At 42.5% G+C, this 19,845-nt stretch carries 22 protein-coding genes, 1 tRNA gene and 1 pseudogene; 9 read left to right on the top strand and 15 right to left on the bottom strand.

From position 1 onward, the window contains the following. The first annotated feature begins 262 nt into the window (after positions 1 to 262). Both BWP33_RS03690 and queC read left to right on the top strand, forming a co-directional pair. Entirely contained in the window at positions 263 to 679 is a 417-nt protein-coding gene (locus BWP33_RS03690) for an NUDIX domain-containing protein (protein ID WP_002642980.1), read from the top strand. 12 nt (positions 680 to 691) lie between these two features. Next, positions 692 to 1,348: a 7-cyano-7-deazaguanine synthase QueC gene (gene queC / locus BWP33_RS03695; protein WP_002642979.1), complete on the top strand. Its 657-nt coding sequence runs from the start codon at positions 692 to 694 to the stop codon at positions 1,346 to 1,348. A 14-nt stretch (positions 1,349 to 1,362) separates the two neighbouring features. Here the strand turns inward: queC and BWP33_RS03700 are convergent, their stop codons facing one another. Beyond that, on the bottom strand, positions 1,363 to 1,959 hold the full coding sequence (locus BWP33_RS03700; protein WP_002642978.1) for a helix-turn-helix domain-containing protein: 597 nt from the start codon (positions 1,957 to 1,959) through the stop codon (positions 1,363 to 1,365). Positions 1,960 to 2,047: 88 nt separating this feature from the next. Between BWP33_RS03700 and BWP33_RS03705 the strand changes: the two genes are divergently transcribed. Next, on the top strand, positions 2,048 to 2,932 hold the full coding sequence (locus BWP33_RS03705; protein WP_002642977.1) for a tyrosine-type recombinase/integrase: 885 nt from the start codon (positions 2,048 to 2,050) through the stop codon (positions 2,930 to 2,932). Positions 2,933 to 3,072: 140 nt separating this feature from the next. Here BWP33_RS03705 and BWP33_RS03710 read toward each other — a convergent pair whose 3' ends face one another. The 4 genes from BWP33_RS03710 to BWP33_RS03725 form a co-directional block, all read right to left on the bottom strand. Further along, positions 3,073 to 5,094, bottom strand: coding sequence for a prolyl oligopeptidase family serine peptidase (locus tag BWP33_RS03710; protein ID WP_002642976.1), 2,022 nt, complete (start codon positions 5,092 to 5,094; stop codon positions 3,073 to 3,075). A 26-nt stretch (positions 5,095 to 5,120) separates the two neighbouring features. Beyond that, positions 5,121 to 7,043 carry an FHA domain-containing protein gene (locus tag BWP33_RS03715; protein ID WP_002642975.1) on the bottom strand — a complete coding sequence of 641 codons (1,923 nt, stop codon included), beginning with the start codon at positions 7,041 to 7,043 and terminating at the stop codon, positions 5,121 to 5,123. 70 nt (positions 7,044 to 7,113) lie between these two features. Continuing rightward, positions 7,114 to 7,782, bottom strand: coding sequence for an LURP-one-related family protein (locus BWP33_RS03720; protein WP_002642974.1), 669 nt, complete (start codon positions 7,780 to 7,782; stop codon positions 7,114 to 7,116). A gap of 35 nt (positions 7,783 to 7,817) precedes the next feature. Next, positions 7,818 to 9,716 (bottom strand): lytic transglycosylase domain-containing protein, encoded by a 1,899-nt coding sequence (locus tag BWP33_RS03725; RefSeq protein WP_002642973.1) that lies wholly within the window; start codon positions 9,714 to 9,716, stop codon positions 7,818 to 7,820. Between the two features lie 197 nt (positions 9,717 to 9,913). On the opposite strand from BWP33_RS03725, the gene BWP33_RS03730 reads away from it, so the two are divergent. Continuing rightward, positions 9,914 to 9,989, top strand: a tRNA-Asn gene (locus BWP33_RS03730). Positions 9,990 to 10,034: 45 nt separating this feature from the next. On the opposite strand, the gene BWP33_RS12640 is transcribed toward BWP33_RS03730, so the two are convergent. The 9 genes and pseudogenes from BWP33_RS12640 to BWP33_RS03765 form a co-directional block, all read right to left on the bottom strand. Beyond that, on the bottom strand, positions 10,035 to 10,280 hold the full coding sequence (locus BWP33_RS12640) for a hypothetical protein (RefSeq protein WP_040629539.1): 246 nt from the start codon (positions 10,278 to 10,280) through the stop codon (positions 10,035 to 10,037). Continuing rightward, positions 10,169 to 11,020, bottom strand: a pseudogene (locus BWP33_RS13280) (tyrosine-type recombinase/integrase); the annotation flags it as partial. The pseudogene BWP33_RS13280 and the gene BWP33_RS12640, both read right to left, overlap by 112 nt. After that, entirely contained in the window at positions 10,930 to 11,280 is a 351-nt protein-coding gene (locus tag BWP33_RS03740) for a helix-turn-helix domain-containing protein (RefSeq protein WP_040629535.1), read from the bottom strand. The gene BWP33_RS03740 and the pseudogene BWP33_RS13280, both read right to left, overlap by 91 nt. Before the next feature lie 98 nt (positions 11,281 to 11,378). Beyond that, positions 11,379 to 11,726: a hypothetical protein gene (locus BWP33_RS03745; RefSeq protein WP_104930305.1), complete on the bottom strand. Its 348-nt coding sequence runs from the start codon at positions 11,724 to 11,726 to the stop codon at positions 11,379 to 11,381. Positions 11,727 to 11,736: 10 nt separating this feature from the next. Then, positions 11,737 to 12,618 (bottom strand): IS982 family transposase, encoded by an 882-nt coding sequence (locus BWP33_RS03750; RefSeq protein WP_104930306.1) that lies wholly within the window; start codon positions 12,616 to 12,618, stop codon positions 11,737 to 11,739. Between the two features lie 78 nt (positions 12,619 to 12,696). Next, the gene (locus tag BWP33_RS13115; RefSeq protein WP_263479590.1) at positions 12,697 to 12,825 is read right to left on the bottom strand and encodes a hypothetical protein; all 129 of its coding nucleotides are present in this window, start codon (positions 12,823 to 12,825) and stop codon (positions 12,697 to 12,699) included. After that, the gene (locus tag BWP33_RS03755; protein WP_002642801.1) at positions 12,806 to 13,561 is read right to left on the bottom strand and encodes a nucleotide-binding protein; all 756 of its coding nucleotides are present in this window, start codon (positions 13,559 to 13,561) and stop codon (positions 12,806 to 12,808) included. Before BWP33_RS03755 ends, BWP33_RS13115 begins: the two co-directional genes overlap by 20 nt. 93 nt (positions 13,562 to 13,654) lie before the next feature. Next, positions 13,655 to 14,215: a TrbM/KikA/MpfK family conjugal transfer protein gene (locus BWP33_RS03760; protein ID WP_002642802.1), complete on the bottom strand. Its 561-nt coding sequence runs from the start codon at positions 14,213 to 14,215 to the stop codon at positions 13,655 to 13,657. A 99-nt stretch (positions 14,216 to 14,314) separates the two neighbouring features. Beyond that, positions 14,315 to 14,740, bottom strand: a complete 426-nt coding sequence (locus tag BWP33_RS03765) for a hypothetical protein (RefSeq protein ID WP_155999635.1) — start codon at positions 14,738 to 14,740, stop codon at positions 14,315 to 14,317. 338 nt (positions 14,741 to 15,078) lie between these two features. On the opposite strand from BWP33_RS03765, the gene BWP33_RS03770 reads away from it, so the two are divergent. Beyond that, on the top strand, positions 15,079 to 15,912 hold the full coding sequence (locus BWP33_RS03770) for an IS982 family transposase (protein WP_104930308.1): 834 nt from the start codon (positions 15,079 to 15,081) through the stop codon (positions 15,910 to 15,912). Here BWP33_RS03770 and BWP33_RS12315 read toward each other — a convergent pair. Further along, a complete protein-coding gene (locus tag BWP33_RS12315; protein WP_158666808.1) occupies positions 15,898 to 16,083 on the bottom strand; it encodes a hypothetical protein in 186 nt (61 codons plus the stop codon). The genes BWP33_RS03770 and BWP33_RS12315 overlap by 15 nt on opposite strands. A gap of 143 nt (positions 16,084 to 16,226) precedes the next feature. Between BWP33_RS12315 and BWP33_RS03780 the strand changes: the two genes are divergently transcribed. From BWP33_RS03780 to BWP33_RS03800, 4 genes are all read left to right on the top strand, one after another. Continuing rightward, positions 16,227 to 16,982, top strand: coding sequence for an IS5 family transposase (locus BWP33_RS03780; protein ID WP_002641156.1), 756 nt, complete (start codon positions 16,227 to 16,229; stop codon positions 16,980 to 16,982). 103 nt (positions 16,983 to 17,085) lie between these two features. Beyond that, complete coding sequence (gene copM / locus BWP33_RS03785) at positions 17,086 to 17,481, top strand: CopM family metallochaperone (RefSeq protein WP_002643072.1); 396 nt, start codon at positions 17,086 to 17,088, stop codon at positions 17,479 to 17,481. Positions 17,482 to 18,528: 1,047 nt separating this feature from the next. After that, a complete protein-coding gene (locus BWP33_RS03795; protein ID WP_002643074.1) occupies positions 18,529 to 19,335 on the top strand; it encodes a lytic transglycosylase domain-containing protein in 807 nt (268 codons plus the stop codon). A 101-nt stretch (positions 19,336 to 19,436) separates the two neighbouring features. Next, entirely contained in the window at positions 19,437 to 19,838 is a 402-nt protein-coding gene (locus BWP33_RS03800; protein WP_002642733.1) for a TrbC/VirB2 family protein, read from the top strand. Positions 19,839 to 19,845 lie beyond the last annotated feature (7 nt).

Below are 19,845 nucleotides of genomic sequence, written 5' to 3' on the forward strand. Positions count from 1 at the left end.
TTGCGTTTTTTTTACAACGATTTTAAGAAAATCTGTTCAATTCAGTACATAACGGCTTATTCTTTGTTCAATCATTATTTTACCGATTTTTGACGCTCTGTGAAAACAGACATTCTGTGTCAGTTTTTTTTCAGGCAGCCAATTTGGGTATTTCGTAAACAGATTGCACAGCAGGAAAATATATTGATATTATCCGCCACTATAATTTATTTTTTGATTGTTCAGGCAGCCTGAACAGTTTTGTTTTCCAAAATTAATTAAAATGATGACACATTCAAATTCATATATTCAAGTCGTGGCAGGCATTGTGCAAAATCAAGCTGGCGAAATTTTGCTTAGTTCGCGCCCTGTTGGTAAGGCATACGCTGGGTACTGGGAATTTGCAGGCGGTAAAGTGGAACAGAATGAAACCCTGTTTGCAGCATTGCAACGCGAATTTAACGAAGAATTAAATATTCACATTCACCGCGCTACGTTGTGGCAAGAAAAATTTTATCAATATGAACATGCCAATGTACATTTGCATTTTTTTATTGTAGGGGTGGCGGATTGGTCGGGCGATGTCGTGGCGCGTGAACAACAACAATTCAGTTGGCAAAACCCACACAATTACACCATTTCGCCAATGCTGCCAGCCAATGCAGCATTATTGCAGGAATTAGCCGATTTTTTAAAATAAGTTGAAAGCAAAATGACGATTCAAAAACAAGCCCTTGTGATTTTTTCAGGTGGACAGGATTCCACAACTTGTCTGTTTCAAGCAATCAATGAATTTGGTGTGGGAAATGTGCAAGCCATCACATTCACCTACGGACAACGCCACGCGATTGAATTGGAACGCGCCCAATGGATTGCCCAAGATTTGCGTGTGAAACAAACGGTTCTGGATTTGTCTTTGATTGGCAGCATCACGCATAACGCATTGATGGACAACACAGCAGCAATTGACACTTCAGGCAGCTTGCCTAACACGTTTGTTGATGGGCGTAATGCGTTGTTTTTATTGTATGCGGCGATTTACGCCAAATCACAAAATATTCATACTATTTTTGTTGGTGTGTGCGAAACCGATTTTTCAGGCTATCCTGATTGTCGCGATGTGTTTGTGAAATCGATGAATGTTACGTTAAATTTGGCGATGGCATATGATTTTGATATTCGTACACCCTTGATGTATTTGACCAAAAAAGAAACTTGGGCGTTAGCTGACCAAATGGGCGTATTGGATTATGTTCGCGAACACACCCACACTTGTTATTTAGGTGTGCCAAATGGTTGCCACGAATGCCCGAGTTGTGTTCTACGTGAGCGTGGATTGTCGGAATATTTACAAGATAAAAATCAATAAATTAATCTCCAAAATCACAACGCTACCACGCCATATTTCCCCACCACGCGTCCAGTGATGTTCAGGCTGCCTAATTCGTCAGGGCGTACAATTTCAGGCGGATACGCAGGATTATCGTGAATGAGCATCAGGAAACCATTTTGAAACGTGTTGATTCGGTAAATCATGTTGCCATTTGGCGTGGTAATCGCATAAATGCCCGAACCGATGTATTGTTGAATGGTGGTGTCAATCAATACAATGTCGCCTATAGATAACGTATTGAGCATATTATCATTGTTGACGATTTGGGTAATAATGTGTTTATTTGCCAAACCCAAACGTTGCAACGCAAATTGTGTCAAATCTAAATTGTGCGTCGGGACAATGGACGGTTCCGAGAATTTTTCAGGCAGCCTTTCCAGCATATCGCCGTCCCCAGATTCCAACCATTTAATTGATAAACCAAAGACTTGCTTGGCTTCTTGGAAACCTTTTTTGGATAAGCCTTTTTGTTCCCAATTTCGCAGCGTTTGTTGCGACACGGCAAGTGCCAAAGCAAGTTCGGCGATATCGTGGATTTGACGTAATTGGGCGGCAGCTTGGTAGAGTCTGGCGGTGGTGTCGTGCATTTTTTAAATAAAATAGTTGAATTAAATAAGTGAATTATAACCGATTTGACACCCATCAGGCTGCCTGAATTTAACCGATAACCCAATCATGAAACCATTTTTAGTCCGATTAGATGCGTATTTAACCCAATTAACCCAACAAGGCAAATCGCCCCATACGCTTGATGCTTATCGTAGGGATTTGATTGAATTAGCAAATATGCTGCCTGAAAACCAGCAGCCGACACGCAATGATGTTGTTCGCGTACTCAAACAGCTTTCGCAACGCGGACAACATCCACGCAGTTTGGCGCGTAAACTCACGTCTTGGCGACAATACGCCGAATATTTAGTCCATTTGGGTGAATTAAGCAGTAATCCGATTGCCCATATCAAAGCCCCTAAACCCCCAGAACGCCTACCCAAAGCCATTGACCGCGAACAAATTAACCAAATGATTGACCAAGATATACCGCAATCAGATGATGTGTTGGCAATCCGTGATCATGCCATGATTGAGTTATTTTATGGCAGTGGTTTGCGTTTGGCGGAGTTGCATGCGCTTAATGTGGATGATGTATTGTTGGACGCAGGCTGGGTAATGGTGTCAGGCAAGGGTAAGCGTCAGCGACAAGTGCCGTTAACACGCCCAAGTATTGCGGCGATTGATGCGTATTTGTCTACGCGTTATGCGGTTGATGGCGAATTGGCGTTGTTTACCAGTCGGCACGGTACGCGATTGTGCACGCGTCAAATCGCCAAACGTTTGGAAATTTGGTCGCAAAATAATCAAGCTAATCAACATATTTCACCACATATGTTGCGCCACAGTTACGCCAGTCATTTGCTGCAAGCATCACGTGATGTTCGTGCTGTTCAGGAATTACTTGGGCATCAAAATCTTTCCACAACACAAATCTACGCTAAATTGGATTTTGACCATCTTGCACAAGTTTATGATGACACTCACCCCCGCGCCAAACGTAAAAAATAAAGCCAAATAACAAAAAACACCAGCCAAAAAATAAAATTGCTGGTGTTTTTCATATTGCCTAAATCATGCAAAATGAAGAACCTGTGTTCATAATTTTAATAGCTTGTTTTTATCGCCTTTTGATTTGTTTTGCAAAGGTTTCAGCCTGAAAATGATTCGCCAATGGTTTGCGTTAAAAACGCCAACAAACACGCCAATTCGTCTGCACTTTGTTCTTGCGTGCCATTGCCTGTGTGTCCGCCTGTTTCGGGCGCATAGAGCCATGTGGTTTCGGGTGAAATCTCGGCGAGTTTTGCGTAGAACTTCAGCGCATGGGCAGGATGAACGCGGTCATCTGACAAACTGGTGGTCATCAATGCACTGGGGTAATTTTTTTGTCTATCCAATTGATGATAAGGAGAAAACCTTGTCAAATAATCACGTATTTTTTCATCACTTGGGTCGCCATATTCATCAATCCAGCTTGCGCCTGCATACAGTTCGGTGTAGCGCAACATATCGGTAAGTGGCACTTCGCACACCAATGCGCCCATACATTCAGGCTGCCTGCAAAACGCGCTTGCCACCACCAAGCCGCCATTGCTACCGCCTTGAATGGCGATTTTTTTCGGGCGACTGAAACCACGTGTGGATAAATCTTCCAAAACCGCCAACAAATCATCTACGCTTTTGTGTTTATTCTCGCGCATCGCTGCTTCGTGCCAGCCGACAAATTCGCCTCCACCACGCACATTCGCCAACACAAACGCGCCGCCTTTTGCTAGCCAATGTTTGCCAATCGTACCCATGTAATGCGGCAATTCAGGAACATCAAAGCCACCATAAACATAAACCAAAGTCGGTGTATCAGGCGTGGGCGTTTTGCCAACGTGGTAATACGGAATGCGCGTGCCATCAGCTGATTTAGCAAAAAATTGTTGTACAGCAATATCTTGTGCATCAAATTGTGCAGGCTGCTTACGCAAAACCGTCAATTCCATCACATTCAAATCCAATGAAAACAAAGTCAACGGTGTTACAAAATCGCTGGCGGCTAAATGTACCGTATCGCCGCCCCAAGGCTGGTCAACAAGTTCAATCGCACCTTTAGGGAAAGGCGGCAAATGCTGCTCCACCCACGCGCTATTTTCCCATTTCCATGCTTTCAGGCTGCCTGAAACATTGTCCAGCAAACTGGTAATCACAAATTTTCTCGTTGTTTCAATGAGTTCTAATGCTTGATGAGCATTTGGTTGAAACAAACAGAACGCTTCGCCCAATTCTCCCTTATTCAATTTCACCGCAATCAGGCTGCCTGAAAGGTATTTTTGCTTGCTGCGTTGCCAATCCGATTTTAAATGCAACATCAATTGCCCCGCCAAATAGCCCACCACTTCACAATCAGAAGGCAATGCCAATTTTATCGCTTGATTATTCGCATTTACATAAAAATAATTCTTATGAAAGAAAGATGTACTCGCTTCAATTAAATCCAAAGGCGCACCTTGTGCGTCCAAATATCGCCAAGCACTCGCCATCACACCATCGGTTGCCATTTCGTAAACAGGCGTGGCTTCTGCCAAACTTTGACCGCGCTGCATCAACCAAACTTGGCGCGGATAACCCGAAGTCGTCAGCTGGCGTTCGTCCCATGCAGGACAAAGCCACACACTGTTTGCATCGCGCCACGCCACGTGATTTTTGCCAAGCGGAAAATGAAAACCCCCATCAACAATTTGTTGTTTTTCCAAATCAAATTCTAGAGTGTATGCGCTATCTGAACCTGAACACGACAGTGTGAGCAACACTTTTTCAGGCTGCTCCACATAATGCGACACGCCGTCCAAATACACATCATCGCCCAAAATCGCATCAAAATCCGCCACCGAAAACAACGTTTGCCATTTAGGCAGCCCAGCACGATAAGTCGCCGCACTGCACACGCGATAAATGCCTTTGGGAAATTCTGCCGATTGATGAAAATGATACATTCGGGCGCGGTGTTCTTGGCAAAATGGGATTTGTTTGTCGTCTTGTAATTGCGAGATAATATCTTGTTTTGTCTTGTCAAAATAATCAGATTGACAAAATTGCTGGCGCGTTTTGGTTTGCGCGGCGTGAATAAAATTTTGCGTTTCGCTGGTGTTTAAGTTTTCTAAATATTCGAATTTATCGGTAAACATGGTTTCAGGCTGCCTAAAAAATTTTTTTATTGTGATTGAATGCGGTAACCAACATTCTTATCAGCTAAATAAATCACTTGACCCACACGAACCAAAGTGGCTTGCGTGATGCGATGATTTGTATTATCCACAAACGTCCCATTGGTGCTGCCCAAATCTTGTAACGTGAGATTGCCATGCGCGTCCGAACCGATGTTGCAATGTTTACCCGAAATTTGTGGCTGATTAATGATCACGTCATTATCACTGGCACGCCCTATGTTCAGGCTGCCTGAAAATGGAATGTCAACTCGTGGTAAATTTGCATCTAGCGGTTGCAAAATCGCTGCCACACGCGGTGTTGGGTTATGCAGTTGCGTGTTAGGTTGATGCAACTGTGTGCGCGGAGCTGGGGTATTGGATTGCGATGAAGACGTAGGCAGCCTGAAACTTGCCACCGAATCATCGGCTGTTAATTGCAACACATCATTCGGCATCAAACGCGTTGCACTGTGTATTGCTGCGCCGTTCACAAACGTGCCATTGGTACTGCCCAAATCCTGCACCCACACCGCGCCATTGTCTATCCACAATTTCAAATGCTGTCCTGATACTTTGGCATGATTCAACACTACATCGCAATCATTGCGCCGCCCCACCGTAATGGCGCGATTAGGCGGCACCGCAATCGTATTCACGTTGCCCGTGATGGCATTCAACATCACCGAACCTGCTAAATCAAGCATGGTACGTGGTGCAGCTGGCGTAACGTGTGGCTGATGCACATTTTGATTATGTGGATAATTAGGTTGTGCATGATTGGGTGAATGCGATTGTGGTACATTTCGCGTTTCTCGTCTTTTGGCAAAAGCCCAACGCAATAACCGAAACGCCACCGCACACACCGCTAATCCAAACAACGCCAACCCCAATACCGTCAACCAACCACGTGGATTGTGTTGTGCAGCTTTGACCACACGCTCTGCACCGTCGGCGATGTTTTCAGCTTTGGCGACCACGCCACCGCAGCGTCCTTGAAATTGCTTAAAGGCGATGCTGTGTTTACGCAACATGGGCAATAATTCACCCACATCAATAGCAGCTTGAAAATCATACGGATTTTTATCTGAAACCTGATTCACACCCAATACCTGTCCGCATTGATTAACCAACGCGCCACCACTCATGCTGTCTGAAAACGGCGCACTGTGTAACCACAAGCCTACGGTTTTTTGTTTGACGCGTTTTTCCAATTTGCCTTCACTGGCGATGGCAGCAAGATAATCCACGCGGTCAATTGTCCCTGTTTTGCCTGATAATTGGTTGGATTCGCCTTCCGCACCTAACGCAAACATCAAATCCGCTGGTTTGGCAAATTGGCTATCGGCTAATTTTAATGCGGTTGTGGGTAAGCCATCGGCGTGAATAATCGCCAGATCGCTGTTAACATCACGTGCCACTTGTTTGGCTGGGCGTAATTCAATGGCAGACACGTTTGAAGGATTTTTTGTCAAAACAAAAACTTCAGCATGACCACCATTTTCACCCATGTCGCGCAAACCACTTGCATCAACGAACATGGTTTCCACTGTACCTGTGTTGTCAGCAAAACGCGCATTGGTAACCAAATCGCCTTTGTCCGACACCGCAAACGCCGATGCGCTTGCCACCAACAAATAATTGTGCGCAGCGTATTGGAACAAAATACCATCACCGGTTAATTCTTTGGTTTTACCTGATTTTTTATCAAGCAATATCATGCCTTTGAGTGGGACTTGCTCGGTAAAATTTTGGGTTTGCATGGCTTGAATATAGCTGCCATCTAATTGTTTGACAAAGCCATTGGGCAAGGGAATCCCCAACCAAATTCGGTAAACAGATTGCGTGGCTTTTTGCACATCGGCTTGCACTTCTGCGAAAGTGGGTGTGGCGCATAACCATAAACCAATCAATAAAATAGCGCGTTTCATGATAAATTATCCTTTATTTTGCTTTCAGGCAGCCTGAAAATGATGGCGATCAAGCACCATCTATGATTCATTAACCTTTAGTACGCTCCAAAAGCATTAACATCATGCAAGAGAGTGTAACCAATTCATCATGATTGGCGTGGCTGGTTTTTTCCAAGCGAAAACGGCGTTCCATCAAAGAAGGCGTTTTGTGCAAAATATAATCTTGCGTATTATTGCCATCAGCAATCGTATAGCTAGGATTCAGAAAATAACCTGTAAAAAAACCCACAATCGGAATTTCACCCAACAAACCATCTACCACCGCAATCCATGGATTGGCTTCAGAAATATCGTATAATTTCTGATTATTCGCATCAAAAATTTCGTAATGCGTTCGCCACAATGAGCGAATACCTGAACGGCGCACACTGCCTAAATTTGCGCCTTGCTCGTTGCTGATTTGGTAGCAGGCATTAAAATCAATGATGCGGTCGGCGCGGATTTGGTAGAGTCGTTCTTGGCGGCTGCTGTCGCGAAAAATTTCAATAGCTTCTTTAATTTTAAAGATTTTTTGGCGTGTATAAGCAATTTCATTGCCTTGAGAATCGAATACACTAAAATCATTGGAAGGTGTAAAAATTTTGAATTTAAAATCCAATGGAAAGGAAATAGGTAACATAATAACTTTTCTAATAAATTGATTGGATAATTTGATGATACGGTTTTCAGGCTGCCTGAACGCAAACGTAATGGTCATTTACACGCCTAAGGCAGCCTGCAAACATTCCATCATTAATAACGCGCTGGTACAGTTCCCATACGTTGTTTTAATGACGTGTACGGTTCGTTAAGCAAGCTGGCATAATAAGTGGCGTTGGTCATGACTTTTTTCACATAATCACGCGTTTCAGTAAATGGAATGGTTTCGGCATAAATTGCGCCTTCCAATTCGGTATCAGCTTGCCATTTTCTGGCGCGACTTGGACCAGCGTTATAACCTGCGGTTGCCATGACTTCATTATTTTGCAAATTGCGTTTGGTGTCACCCATATACCACGTCCCCATGCGAATATTGCCTTCCATGGTGTACAACTCTGAGGGTGACATCCCAATTTGTCGGGCAATGCCTTGCGCCGTAGCTGGCATCACCTGCATCAAACCATGCGCACCCACGCTGGATTTTGCGCCCATCATAAAACGGCTTTCCTGACGAATCAAACCATACACCCAAGCCGTATCCACACCCGCTTGCCCAGAATATTGAGTAACCAAATCCCGAAAAGGTGAAATGTAACGTAAATTGTAATTTAATACTTGGCTGGTATTATCGGCGGTATTAATTGCCATTTCATAAAATTGGTTGTTATAAGCGACTTGCGCGGCGGTTAAACTGGTTACTTCATTCATGCCACGAGTCGCGTAACGCCATTCTGCTTGCGCTTGTTTACGCAAACTCCAATTGTCTGCACTGGCATGATAAAAATTCAGCGCACGTTGAATCGCACCATCGCGTTGAATCACATTTATATCGTTTTGTGTGGCATCAGCGACGTTATTTTTCGTATTGACACGTTGTCCCAATTCTTCCAACGCCAACAACGCATAGAAATTACGTCCTGTTTGGGTCGCTTGTTGAAATAAAGGTTGCGCTTGAGCTGCTTTGCCCGTCATTTGGTAAGCGCGTCCCAACCAATACAACCAAGCTGAATCTGCTTTTAAATAAGCTGGCATGGCTTCAATTGCGCTTGCCACATCTTCCCAACGCTGTAAACGCAACGCCGAACGCACAAACCATTCAAATTGTTCTTTACTGAATTGGCTGCGGTCTTTCGCTTGTTTGAAATAGGATAACGCAACAGCAAACTGACCATCACGCGCTTGCCCCATACCCAAAAGCCCCCATGCAAAACTGATTTGCTGGTCATTCAGGCTGCCTGAAATAGATTGCAAACGTGATGCCGCTAAAGCTGGCGATTTTTGTGCTGATGGCGAAATCACATCACGTAATAAATTTTCTTGTGCGCCTTGCCCCACGCCACCGTCCAACGGACTGCCCAGTACTGCCGCTAAATTGCGCGCATCGGTAATTTGGTTATTGCTAATCAAACCGCGTACACGTCGCCACGCCAATTGATTGTCTGCACCGACTGCACGGCTTTCCACCAAACGTGTGCAACCTGCCGACACTTTGCCTGTTTCCAACAAATGTTCTTGTAACAACGCCGCGTCATTTTCTAAACCAAACAACATGGCATAACAACGCACTTCTTTTAAACGCCCACCAACAGGTAACATGGTATATTGTTGTTTAAATAAATCAACTTGTTGACGAACACCCAAACTTTTCAACCATTCATTACGCACGGATTCGCCCATTGCGCTATTGCTTTGGGTGGCTAAAAATTGTGATGGTATGAAATCATCACCAGCACGTGCTGCTGCCAATACGCTGTCCAAACGTGCATAATCGCTCATGGTTTTGTTAAAATCTTCGGCAGGGCGTGGGTTCCACGCAAAACCATCTAAAGTGGAATTTGAGATGGTTTTTTGATTATTATTTGCTTGATTAGCTGGTTTGAGTGGTTGTTCGGTTTTGGTGGGTGTAGGGACATGTTCTGACGCGCACGCTGCCACAAATGCCAACGCTGCTGCTGTGAGTGGATAAGATACTTTATTAGGTAAATGAATCATGCAGTTGTCCTGATTGATGAATGAGATGAGTTGTCAAAAGATGGTAAATTATACCGAAAAAACCTTTTTCAGGCAGCCTGAAAAATATTAAACAAATGAAATAATATTTTAAATTATTTTATGGTACAATTAGTTATGAAATAACCGTGCTAATTCTTTTGACAAAAAATCAAAATACCGTATAATTAAATCTTCATTCCCTGATAGCTCAGTCGGTAGAGCGACGGACTGTTAATCCGCAGGTCGCTGGTTCGAGCCCAGCTCGGGGAGCCAAATTTAAACCGTCTAAACAATCGTTTAGGCGGTTTTTTTTGTGGCTCATTTGGGATTGTGTCCATTTTGTGTCCAAAACCGTTCAATTTGTCCAAAATATCCGCGTGGCTTTGCAGATGTTCGGTTGCCAAATGCGCGTATCGCATAACCATTTCCAGCTTTTCCCAACCGCCCATTTCTTTCAACGCCAAAAGCGGTACGCCCTTTTGCACCAGCCAACTTGCCCATGTGTGGCGCAAGTCGTGCCAACGAAAATTTTTGATTTGCGCTTTTTTCAGGCTGCGTTCCCAAACTCGGTCATCTAATTCTTTAATGCGGTTGTTCACGCTGTTGGTAAACACAAAAATGGGGTGTTTGCCCAAGCGTTCAGATAAAATTTGAATGGCGGTTTTGTTGAGCGGTACGCCAATCGCTTTATTGGCTTTGGTCTCATCAGCGTAAATCCAAGCAATGCGCCGCGCCAAATCAACCTGTTCCCACTTCAAACCAAACACATTGCCTTGCCGAAGCCCTGTACACAAGCTAAAAATCGCCATCTGCCGCCAAAAATTATCAGGCAGCGCATCAATCAGCCTTTGTGCTTCGTGCGGTTTCAGCCAGCGAATGCGACCGCCAGTCTCTTTGTACTGCTTCAATTTAGGGACTTCATCAATCCAGCCCCATTCATCACGCGCTTTGTACAAAATCGCTCTAACCAGCGCGATATAACGGTTTTTGGTGCTGGGTTTGCACTTTTTCGGCTCAATAGCTGCCATGATGATGTCGCGTGTCAGTTCGTCCAAAAAAATGCCCCGAAGTTGAGGCAAATTCCGCAGACGGCTGATGTCATCATCAATGCTTTTTTTCTCGTGCTTTTTCTCTTCCAACCATTTCAGGGCTGCTTCGTCCCACAATTTTTTAGGCTTAATCCCCAAACGGCTCTGCTGCCAAAACTCGTGTTCTAACTTGGAACGCAATTCTTGGGCTTTTTGCTTGTCTTGTGTGCCAAGAGAGCGTCTAACGCGCTCGCCGCTTGGTGTCCTGATGTCCATGTACCAAGTGCCGTTGCGTTGGTAGATGCCGTTGTTTTTACTTTGCTTTTTTGACATTGTTGTTCACTCCGTTGTTGAAGTGATGTCTGTACGACATCATTTTCAAGTGATTGAAGAAACTCGTCAAGTTTCGCCTGACGAATGTAATAGGCTCGCCCGATTTTCGCCGCAACCAGTTTTCCTGCTCTGATGTATTCGCGTAGGGTTTCGGGGTGGCAATGGGCGAGCTTGGCAGCTTCAGTTACGGTGTAGGTTTTCATGGTTTTTCCTGTTTGGGCAACCTATCTTCACGTTTATTCATCATTTTTCCTTTTGAAAAATTTCAGGCAGCTTGAAAAAATTCAAACTGCCCAAACCATTACAAAATCAATGACGCAATCAACACGCCCACTTGCACAACCAACAAAATCATCATTAAGCGAAAAGTCCGAGTTTCTAAGCTCTGAAATAAGTCCACCGACATTTCACTAAATTGGTCTTGAATGCGCTTGCTAACTTGGGCAAACAATTTGTTTTCGTTTTCAGCCAGCATTTGTGTGTTGGTATGCAAAATTTCCTGAATAACCAAATTTTTTTGTTGGCTGAATGCGTCCGCCGACCCGACAATCGCGTTGGCTTTTTTCGTCAATTCATCAAGGAAAAATTGCTGTTGCGCTTGATGTTGCGCCACCAGTTCCACCATTTCGCGGCGTTGAATTAACATCATGACGCCATTCTCAACACCCAATTAACCCAGCAAATTGAGTAATTGGGTGTTGAATTTGTTGATTCAGTAAACAGCAAAAATTATGCGATAAAATTTTCCGAATAAAACGGTTAGATTGGTGAAACAGATTTTTTGTACGAACTATTTCCATGTTAAATCTCTCTGTTAATTGACCAATAACTGTTTCAATCATACGGCGGCTATTTTTTAGCCATTTGAGAAATTGAGGACTTCTGTCATCTTTCATATTGCTACGATAAGGTGTTTGTAAATTAATATGGCTTTGTTTCATTTCATCTTTTAATTCAGAACTTAAATACCCTTTGTCCGCACCAACAAACCCTGTTTTGCCTTCTAAAAGTTCAGGTAATACCTGCCGTTCATCAACATTGGCAGCTGTAAAAGTAAAGGCTTTAATCATACCTGAGCGAGTAATCAAAAGATGACCTTTAAAACCATAATAGGTCTCTTTTTTGGAAGCGCAATAACCGAACGTCGCATATGCACGAAAATTTTGATGGCGTTTAGCTCGGGCAAATTTACAGACTGCAATAGGAAAGGCATCTGCATAATACTCTGCTTGCTCACACCAATTTGCAGTGATTTTTTGATGCATTTGTTGTTTAACCCAATACAAATTGGCACATTGTTTGGCAAAATTAGGGTAAGAGCCTAAATTGGGAAACCAATTTTGCCAATGTTGTTTGAAATATTGCCAAATTTTTTTATCGGTATCCATACCGAGAAATTCGCCAACAATTTCCATACAAATCAGTTCACAATCTGAAAGTTTGGGTGCAAAGCCACCTTGTCTTAATGGTTTTTGAACGAGCTGATTGTATAAAGCATCTACCATTAGATACGTTTTAATGATAAATTCGTCTTGGGGCATAACTGTCTCTCTTTCGGATTATCTTGACGGGTATCTTTAAGAGTGGGGTTATGCCCCTTTTTATTCAATTGCCATATCTTAATTAGATAGAGTTGAGAATGGCGTCATCATGGCAATAATCGGGTCATCTGCCGTCATTTTATAGCCTGTCAAGTCGTAGAGTTCAACAAGCAACTTTTGCACTTCTTCATGCTGTTTCGGGTTCATGGCTGATTTCCGCATCAGTTAAGGGAATGGCATCAAGCTGGCTGAAAATGCTTTCTTTAACCATATTCAGACGGCGTTTTTCAGCGAACCGAAATTCAGGTGATACTTTCACTTCTTCAAACGTCAAATTCATTTCCGTCATGGTCGTAATGTCTTTGCCGTAGGTATCGGCTGCCAAAGATTCAATTTTTACAATGCCCAAAATGCGTTCTTGGTTGGCTTTATAAACAGAAAATTCTTTGAATGTTTTGCCTTTCAATTCAATTTTGCCGTTATGCTCGTTCAACCAAACAATCACATCGGCATTGTGTTTTTCCAAAATCTTGTCCAAACCTTTCACACATTCGGTCAGAGCTTGCCCACCGTCCAATGGTACATGGAACACCAAGCGGACACCTTCTTCTGCCAATGCGTTAGCCGTGTCGTTTTCTGCCATATAATTCATCAAAGGCGAAAAAGTCGCCGAGCCATTGTCCACTACCGCGAAACCGTCTTGATAAATCAAGGCTTCTACCAAATCATCAAATGGGCGTGTATTGATGGAATCATCATCATTTAAGATATTGATGACTTCTGCATTAAATGCTGGATAGTTGGCAAATGAATGATTTTGTGGGTCAGTATCGTAACAATGTAAATGTGTGGTTTTGCCTTGCAAATATTGCACCACCAAAGACGCAATAAATGTTTTCCCCACACCGCCCTTGCCTTGTGCTACCATGTGAACTTCTTGCATAAAAATTCCTTTAAAAATAGCCCCTTATTCTGTACGATAAGGGGCGTTAGGTTTATCAAAAAAAGAATATTGGATTATTCAGGCTGCCTGAAATTATTTCACATCTACCCATTTATGACCGCAAGCGTATTTTTCCGTGTGTGGCTGTGAATGAGACAATGAGCCACCAAATCCGCCAATACTGCGCACCATGCGCGTACAGTACACCGTTTGTAATTCGGTTTTGACCGTAGTCCATTCGTGGTTTTCGTAGGCAGCGCAATAGCTGGGTTTAGTTTTACTCACAACAAAACGGCGATTTTGACCCAAACCCACATAATGCCCGATTTTATTCAACTCGGCGGCATCGCAACGTCCAGCACCCTTTGCCAACGCATTAACCAGTTGGGGCATATTCGGTTCTCTGCTGGACGGACACAAATTCAAGAAATCCTTACGCGCCTGAATGGTTTTATATGGCTTTTTCAGTTTGATGGAAAAATAGCGGTGCAAAGATTCCGCGCATTCGTTCGGACGTTCTGCGCTGGACAAGCACAAAATTGCTTCACACGCCAAGCGGGTATCGCCTGTGAGCAAATCGTCTGCATGAGCCGAAAGCGGCACAAAAAAAGTGGCAGAAACAGCCGTTACCACCAGCAATTTTTTCATTTTCATGATAAAACACTCCTAAAATAGATAGGTTAAAACAGTCATTTGCAAAAATTTTGCAAAACAAAACCAGCTTGTTCAAACTGGCTTGGGTTTGCAACCATTTCAGGCTGCCTGAAATACTTTTTCATCAGAAAAATAAGTGTTTGGGTAACGGCGGTAAATGCTTTTTCTCAAACGCTCATACGTGGCTTGGACATTGGGAAACTTACGCTTTTTCCTGCTTCTGACCATTTCTAGCATGACTTGACCGCGCCCATTTTTCGGCGGACGGTATACGGCAATTACTTCAACCAAACCGTTGCGTTCGCGTACCAGCATAACTGTTTCACGGTTCAAATCATCATAGGTAATTTTGTCGTAGTTACCAATCAAACTGTCCACACTGAATTTTGCGTGTGTCAGCGCGGTTTCACGGCTCATGCCATGCGCCAACATCTTTTTAAATTGGCTGTAAATATGGTTGCGCTGTTGAGCAAATTTAGGCTCGGCAATCGGTTTTAAGATTTGAGCCAAAGTTTTGTTTTTCATAACAACACCTAAATCAATTAAAACATTGCAACCACTCACCCAGCCAAAGCCAAGCGAGCGGTGCAACTTCATAAGGAATAATTTTAAAAACAATATTTAAAATCACACGATTTCATAGCGGAGCATTGCTCAACGCTGCCTGAAACCCTGTATTCGCTGCCTACTGCCGCAGCGTTAGAACCATTCCGTAGATAGATTCCAGCATTGGGAATACGTCCCAATTCATCAAGATAACGCCATTCTCAACTCTATCTAATTAAGATATGGTAATTGAATAAAAAGGGGCATAACCCCACTCTTAAAGATACCCGTCAAGATAATCCGAAAGAGAGACAGTTATGCCCCAAGACGAATTTATCATTAAAACGTATCTAATGGTAGATGCTTTATACAATCAGCTCGTTCAAAAACCATTAAGACAAGGTGGCTTTGCACCCAAACTTTCAGATTGTGAACTGATTTGTATGGAAATTGTTGGCGAATTTCTCGGTATGGATACCGATAAAAAAATTTGGCAATATTTCAAACAACATTGGCAAAATTGGTTTCCCAATTTAGGCTCTTACCCTAATTTTGCCAAACAATGTGCCAATTTGTATTGGGTTAAACAACAAATGCATCAAAAAATCACTGCAAATTGGTGTGAGCAAACAGAGTATTATGCAGATGCCTTTCCTATTGCAGTCTGTAAATTTGCCCGAGCTAAACGCCATCAAAATTTTCGTGCATATGCAACGTTCGGTTATTGCGCTTCCAAAAATATGATTAAAGCCTTTACTTTTACAGCTGCCAATGTTGATGAACGGCAGGTATTACCTGAACTTTTAGAAGGCAAAACAGGGTTTGTTGGTGCGGACAAAGGGTATTTAAGTTCTGAATTAAAAGATGAAATGAAACAAAGCCATATTAATTTACAAACACCTTATCGTAGCAATATGAAAGATGACAGAAGTCCTCAATTTCTCAAATGGCTAAAAAATAGTCGCCGTATGATTGAAACAGTTATTGGTCAATTAACAGAGAGATTTAACATGGAAATAGTTCGTACAAAAAATCTGTTTCACCAATCTAACCGTTTTATTCGGAAAATTTTATCGCATAATTTTTGCTGTTTACTGAATCAACAAATTCAACACCCAATTACTCAATTTGCTGGGTTAATTGGGTGTTGAGAATGGCGTTACATAGGCTAATTTCATGAGTCTGTTTGGTTGATGTCCACAATCAATGGAGTGAGAAATAAAAAATTGTTCGCTATCTCGCGTGCGATTACTTAATTCTGGGTGAGTAAAAACTTTGTGTTCGCCACGTCCATTTGAGATATGAAAACCCAAATCACGCATAATAATCAGTAACCCTTGTTTTCCATTGCATTTTATTTGGCTTTTTCGCTGACTTAAATATTTAATAGGGGCTATTGACAATTCAAAAAAAGAGGCAAAGGATTTAAGATATTGTTTCCACGCAACCATCCCAAACCTTTGCCATGTCCCGAAACACGCTTACAAATGAAACATGGTCAAGACTGTTGCCTATTTTGAAACAGCTTGGCATTTATCGCAAGAAAAATTTACGCAAAACAGTAGAAGGTATCCTATTTCGCTTACGTACAGGCTGCCAATGGGCTGATATACCTAGTTATTTTGGTAAAGCAAACAGCCTTTACCAAAGTTTCAATCGCTGGTCTAAACGCGGTATTTTTACCCGATTATTCAAACATTTGGTAGATACACCCGATATGGAATGGGTCTTTATGGACGGTAGCCATATCCGCGTTCATCAACACGGTATGGGTAAACAATCCATTACGCATCAAGCTGTTGGTAAGAGTATCGGTGGTCATACGTCTAAAATTCATTTAGCGGTTGATGCTTGTGGTAATCCAATTGAATTTATCATTACAGCTGGTAATGTAAATGATATTGTTGTTGCGCCTGATTTATTGGCACAATTGGATTTAAGTGATAATGAAACCGTGTGTGCTGATAGGGGTTTTGACAGTGATACTTTTCGTCGGTTAATTCAGTCTAAACAAAGTAAAGCCAATATTCCATATAAGAAAAATAGAGAACATCTTAATGTGGGCACAGATTGGTATTTATATAAAATCAGGCACTTGGTAGAAAACGCTTTTGCACGATTAAAGCATTTTCGTGCGCTGGCAACACGGTACGATAAATTAAAACGTAATTATGAAAGTACTGTATCATTAGCTTGTGCTTTGATTTGGTTGAAATTATAGCTAAAATGTCATTAGCCCCTTGTATATTGAAGTAAATATTGACTTTAACCTTAGGTCAAAGTTTATAATTTGTGCTCCTTCAGTTATCACATAGGCGAAAAACATGAAAAAACTTATGACTTTTATCACACTTAGCGCTGTTGCAGTTTCAAATTATGCCCAAGCTAATGAACAACCGCATCAAGCACACATGAATATGCCAATGTCGACAGATTCTGCAATGCAACAAGAATTAATGCAAGGTATGAATCAAATGAATCAAGACATGATGGCAGCTGCGCAATATAAAGATCCTGATGTTGCTTTTGCAGCAGGTATGTTGCCACACCATATTGGCGCAGTAAAAATGGCGGAAGTTGAATTAAAATACGGAAAGGATCCTGAGATGCGTAAGCTTGCTGAGGATATTATTAACGCACAACAAGCGGAAATTGAACAAATGCAAAAATGGCTTAAAGCACACAACAAAAAAGCAAGCCGTAGCCTGCATCCCCGCTAACCGCGTTCGTGGCTGCACCACACACCCCACCTGAGGATGGCACAAACTTTAAAACCAAGGTGTAGCAACTGTGTTTTTCACCCCGTCGGGCAAAAATACAGTTGCTACCCAATCAATGAAACACGCTTACAGCGCAATTTTAGCCTATTTACGCCATATCTACCAAAAAGGCAGGCAGTGGAATAAATAATTTCGACACCAATACGCGCGCGCGTAATAACGCAGTCCCTAGATTTTTGCAAGTCCATGAAAAGAAAGCAAAACGCGGCGGGTAACCACTTAACCGGCACTGGTAACCAATGACAAAGGCATAACTGGTTACCGTATTATCGTTGATTTATAAAGGTTTTTAGGGGCTGGTAACCAGGTAACCAGAGTAACCAGTACTTTATATATATGTATATAGCGGTTTAAATTTGAGAGAGAAGCCGCCGGTCTAATCGCTCAAATAACAACACGCCCCAAAAAAAGTTATAATGACCGGCCTAAACTGCTAAATTATTTTTTGACCTTTGCAAAATGTGGTGTTTTTTGTGGGTATATTTGAATTGCTTTATTATTTTTATAATATAAAACAATGAATTATGCCTTTAGTTTGTGTCCCTCCGTCGCACCAAATTCAGAAAAAGCAGCTTTTTTAGGCTGCTTTTTTTTGCGTCTAAAATCTAAAGGTGTTGAATGGTGTTTAATTTACTTTTTTACAAATCAAAAGCCACGCAGATATTTTGGGCACAAAATGGACACAATCCCAAACAAGCTACAAAAAGAAAACCGCCTAAACGATTGTTTAGACGGTTTAAATTTGGCTCCCCGAGCTGGGCTCGAACCAGCGGCCTGCGGATTAAAAGTCCGTAAAAAGCAAAATCCACAAAATTCAATTTATTGATTTAACATATTTTTTCTAAAAGTGATGTCTGTACACACCATCACATACAGCCACAAATATATCACAAACTGGCACAATTTGGACACACAAGAAAACACACTTAAAACCGCGTTCACTCGCTTTTTTAAGTGTGTTTTTTCGTCTTAACAAAAGGAATGTGAATGAAATTAGCCCATTTTTTGATAATCGGCGCAGCAATGACAACGGCTCTGCCCACGCTCGCCGCGCCCTCACACCAAATAAACACCGTAGGCATGACCCAACCACGTTTCAACGATTTGGCGGCACAATGCACCAATGCGGTACACCCCAATACTTTACAAGCAGTAGCGCGTGTGGAAAGCGGTTTTAATCCCTACGCTATTGGCGTTGTTAGAGGCAGCCTGAAACGCCAGCCGCGCACACTCGCCGAAGCGGTCGCTACCGCCAAATCACTTCACGCACAAGGCAAAAATTTTAGTATGGGTTTAATGCAAGTAAATCGTTATAACTTAGCAGCTTACGGATTGAATTATGAAACCGTGTTTGAGCCATGCAAAAACATCAATGCTGGCGCAAAAATCCTGAAATCGTGTTTTGACCGAGCAGGGGGCAAGGGGCAGGCAGCCTTACAAAAAGCCTTCAGTTGCTACTATTCGGGCAATTTCAAATTTGGTTTCAAGAGTGATTTTAAAGGACAACCGCCTTACGTTACCAAAATCATCATGTCCGCATTAAACAATTCGCCACATCAAACCATTCAATTTTCAGGCAATCTGAAAGTGGCACATACACCATCTACCGCTAATTCCATACAAGATGGCTATGTACCACAACCAGCAGCGCAAACCAATAAGCAGCCTGAATATGATGAAAAACCTGTGATGGCTGTGATGCAGAAAAAAACACCACCACCGCCCGAATGGGACGTATTCGCCTATGCCGAATACATGGAAAAATACGGCGCAAAACCCGTATGGGAATTTTAACAAATTTGAACGGTTAAACCGTTTGAAGCCGCCCGAAAGGGCAATCAGTGCCGATATGCAAATATCGGTTTTTTTTATTTTTTAAATATAGGAAACAAAAGATGAACAAAATCTTAAATTTCATCACAAAAAAGTCCGCTCAATACATGCCTGAAATCATGGAAGCTCAAGCCAAATCTAATGCCATCATGGCAAAAAACAGCGTTCAGGCAGCCATGCATGGTTTAGCGGCAGTAGCGATGTTGGGGGCTGCACCGCTCGCATCCGCCGCAGGCTTTGAAGCAGATGCAAAAGACATGGCAAATAAGATTTATAAAGGCATTTATGGCTTTGTGGGTGTTGTAGCGTTAATTGTTGTGCTGTGGCAATGCGTTGAAGGCTGGTCAGGGCGTAAAAGTTGGATGGACATTTTAGCAACCTGCTTGTGGGTTGTGGCGGCAGCTGCTTCTGCTGCGTTGGTAACATGGCTGTGGCAAAAAGGTCAATCCATGACATTTGGTTAATCAGGAA

Origin of the sequence: Simonsiella muelleri ATCC 29453, from assembly GCF_002951835.1 — a bacterium.
GTDB classification, from domain to species: domain Bacteria; phylum Pseudomonadota; class Gammaproteobacteria; order Burkholderiales; family Neisseriaceae; genus Simonsiella; species Simonsiella muelleri.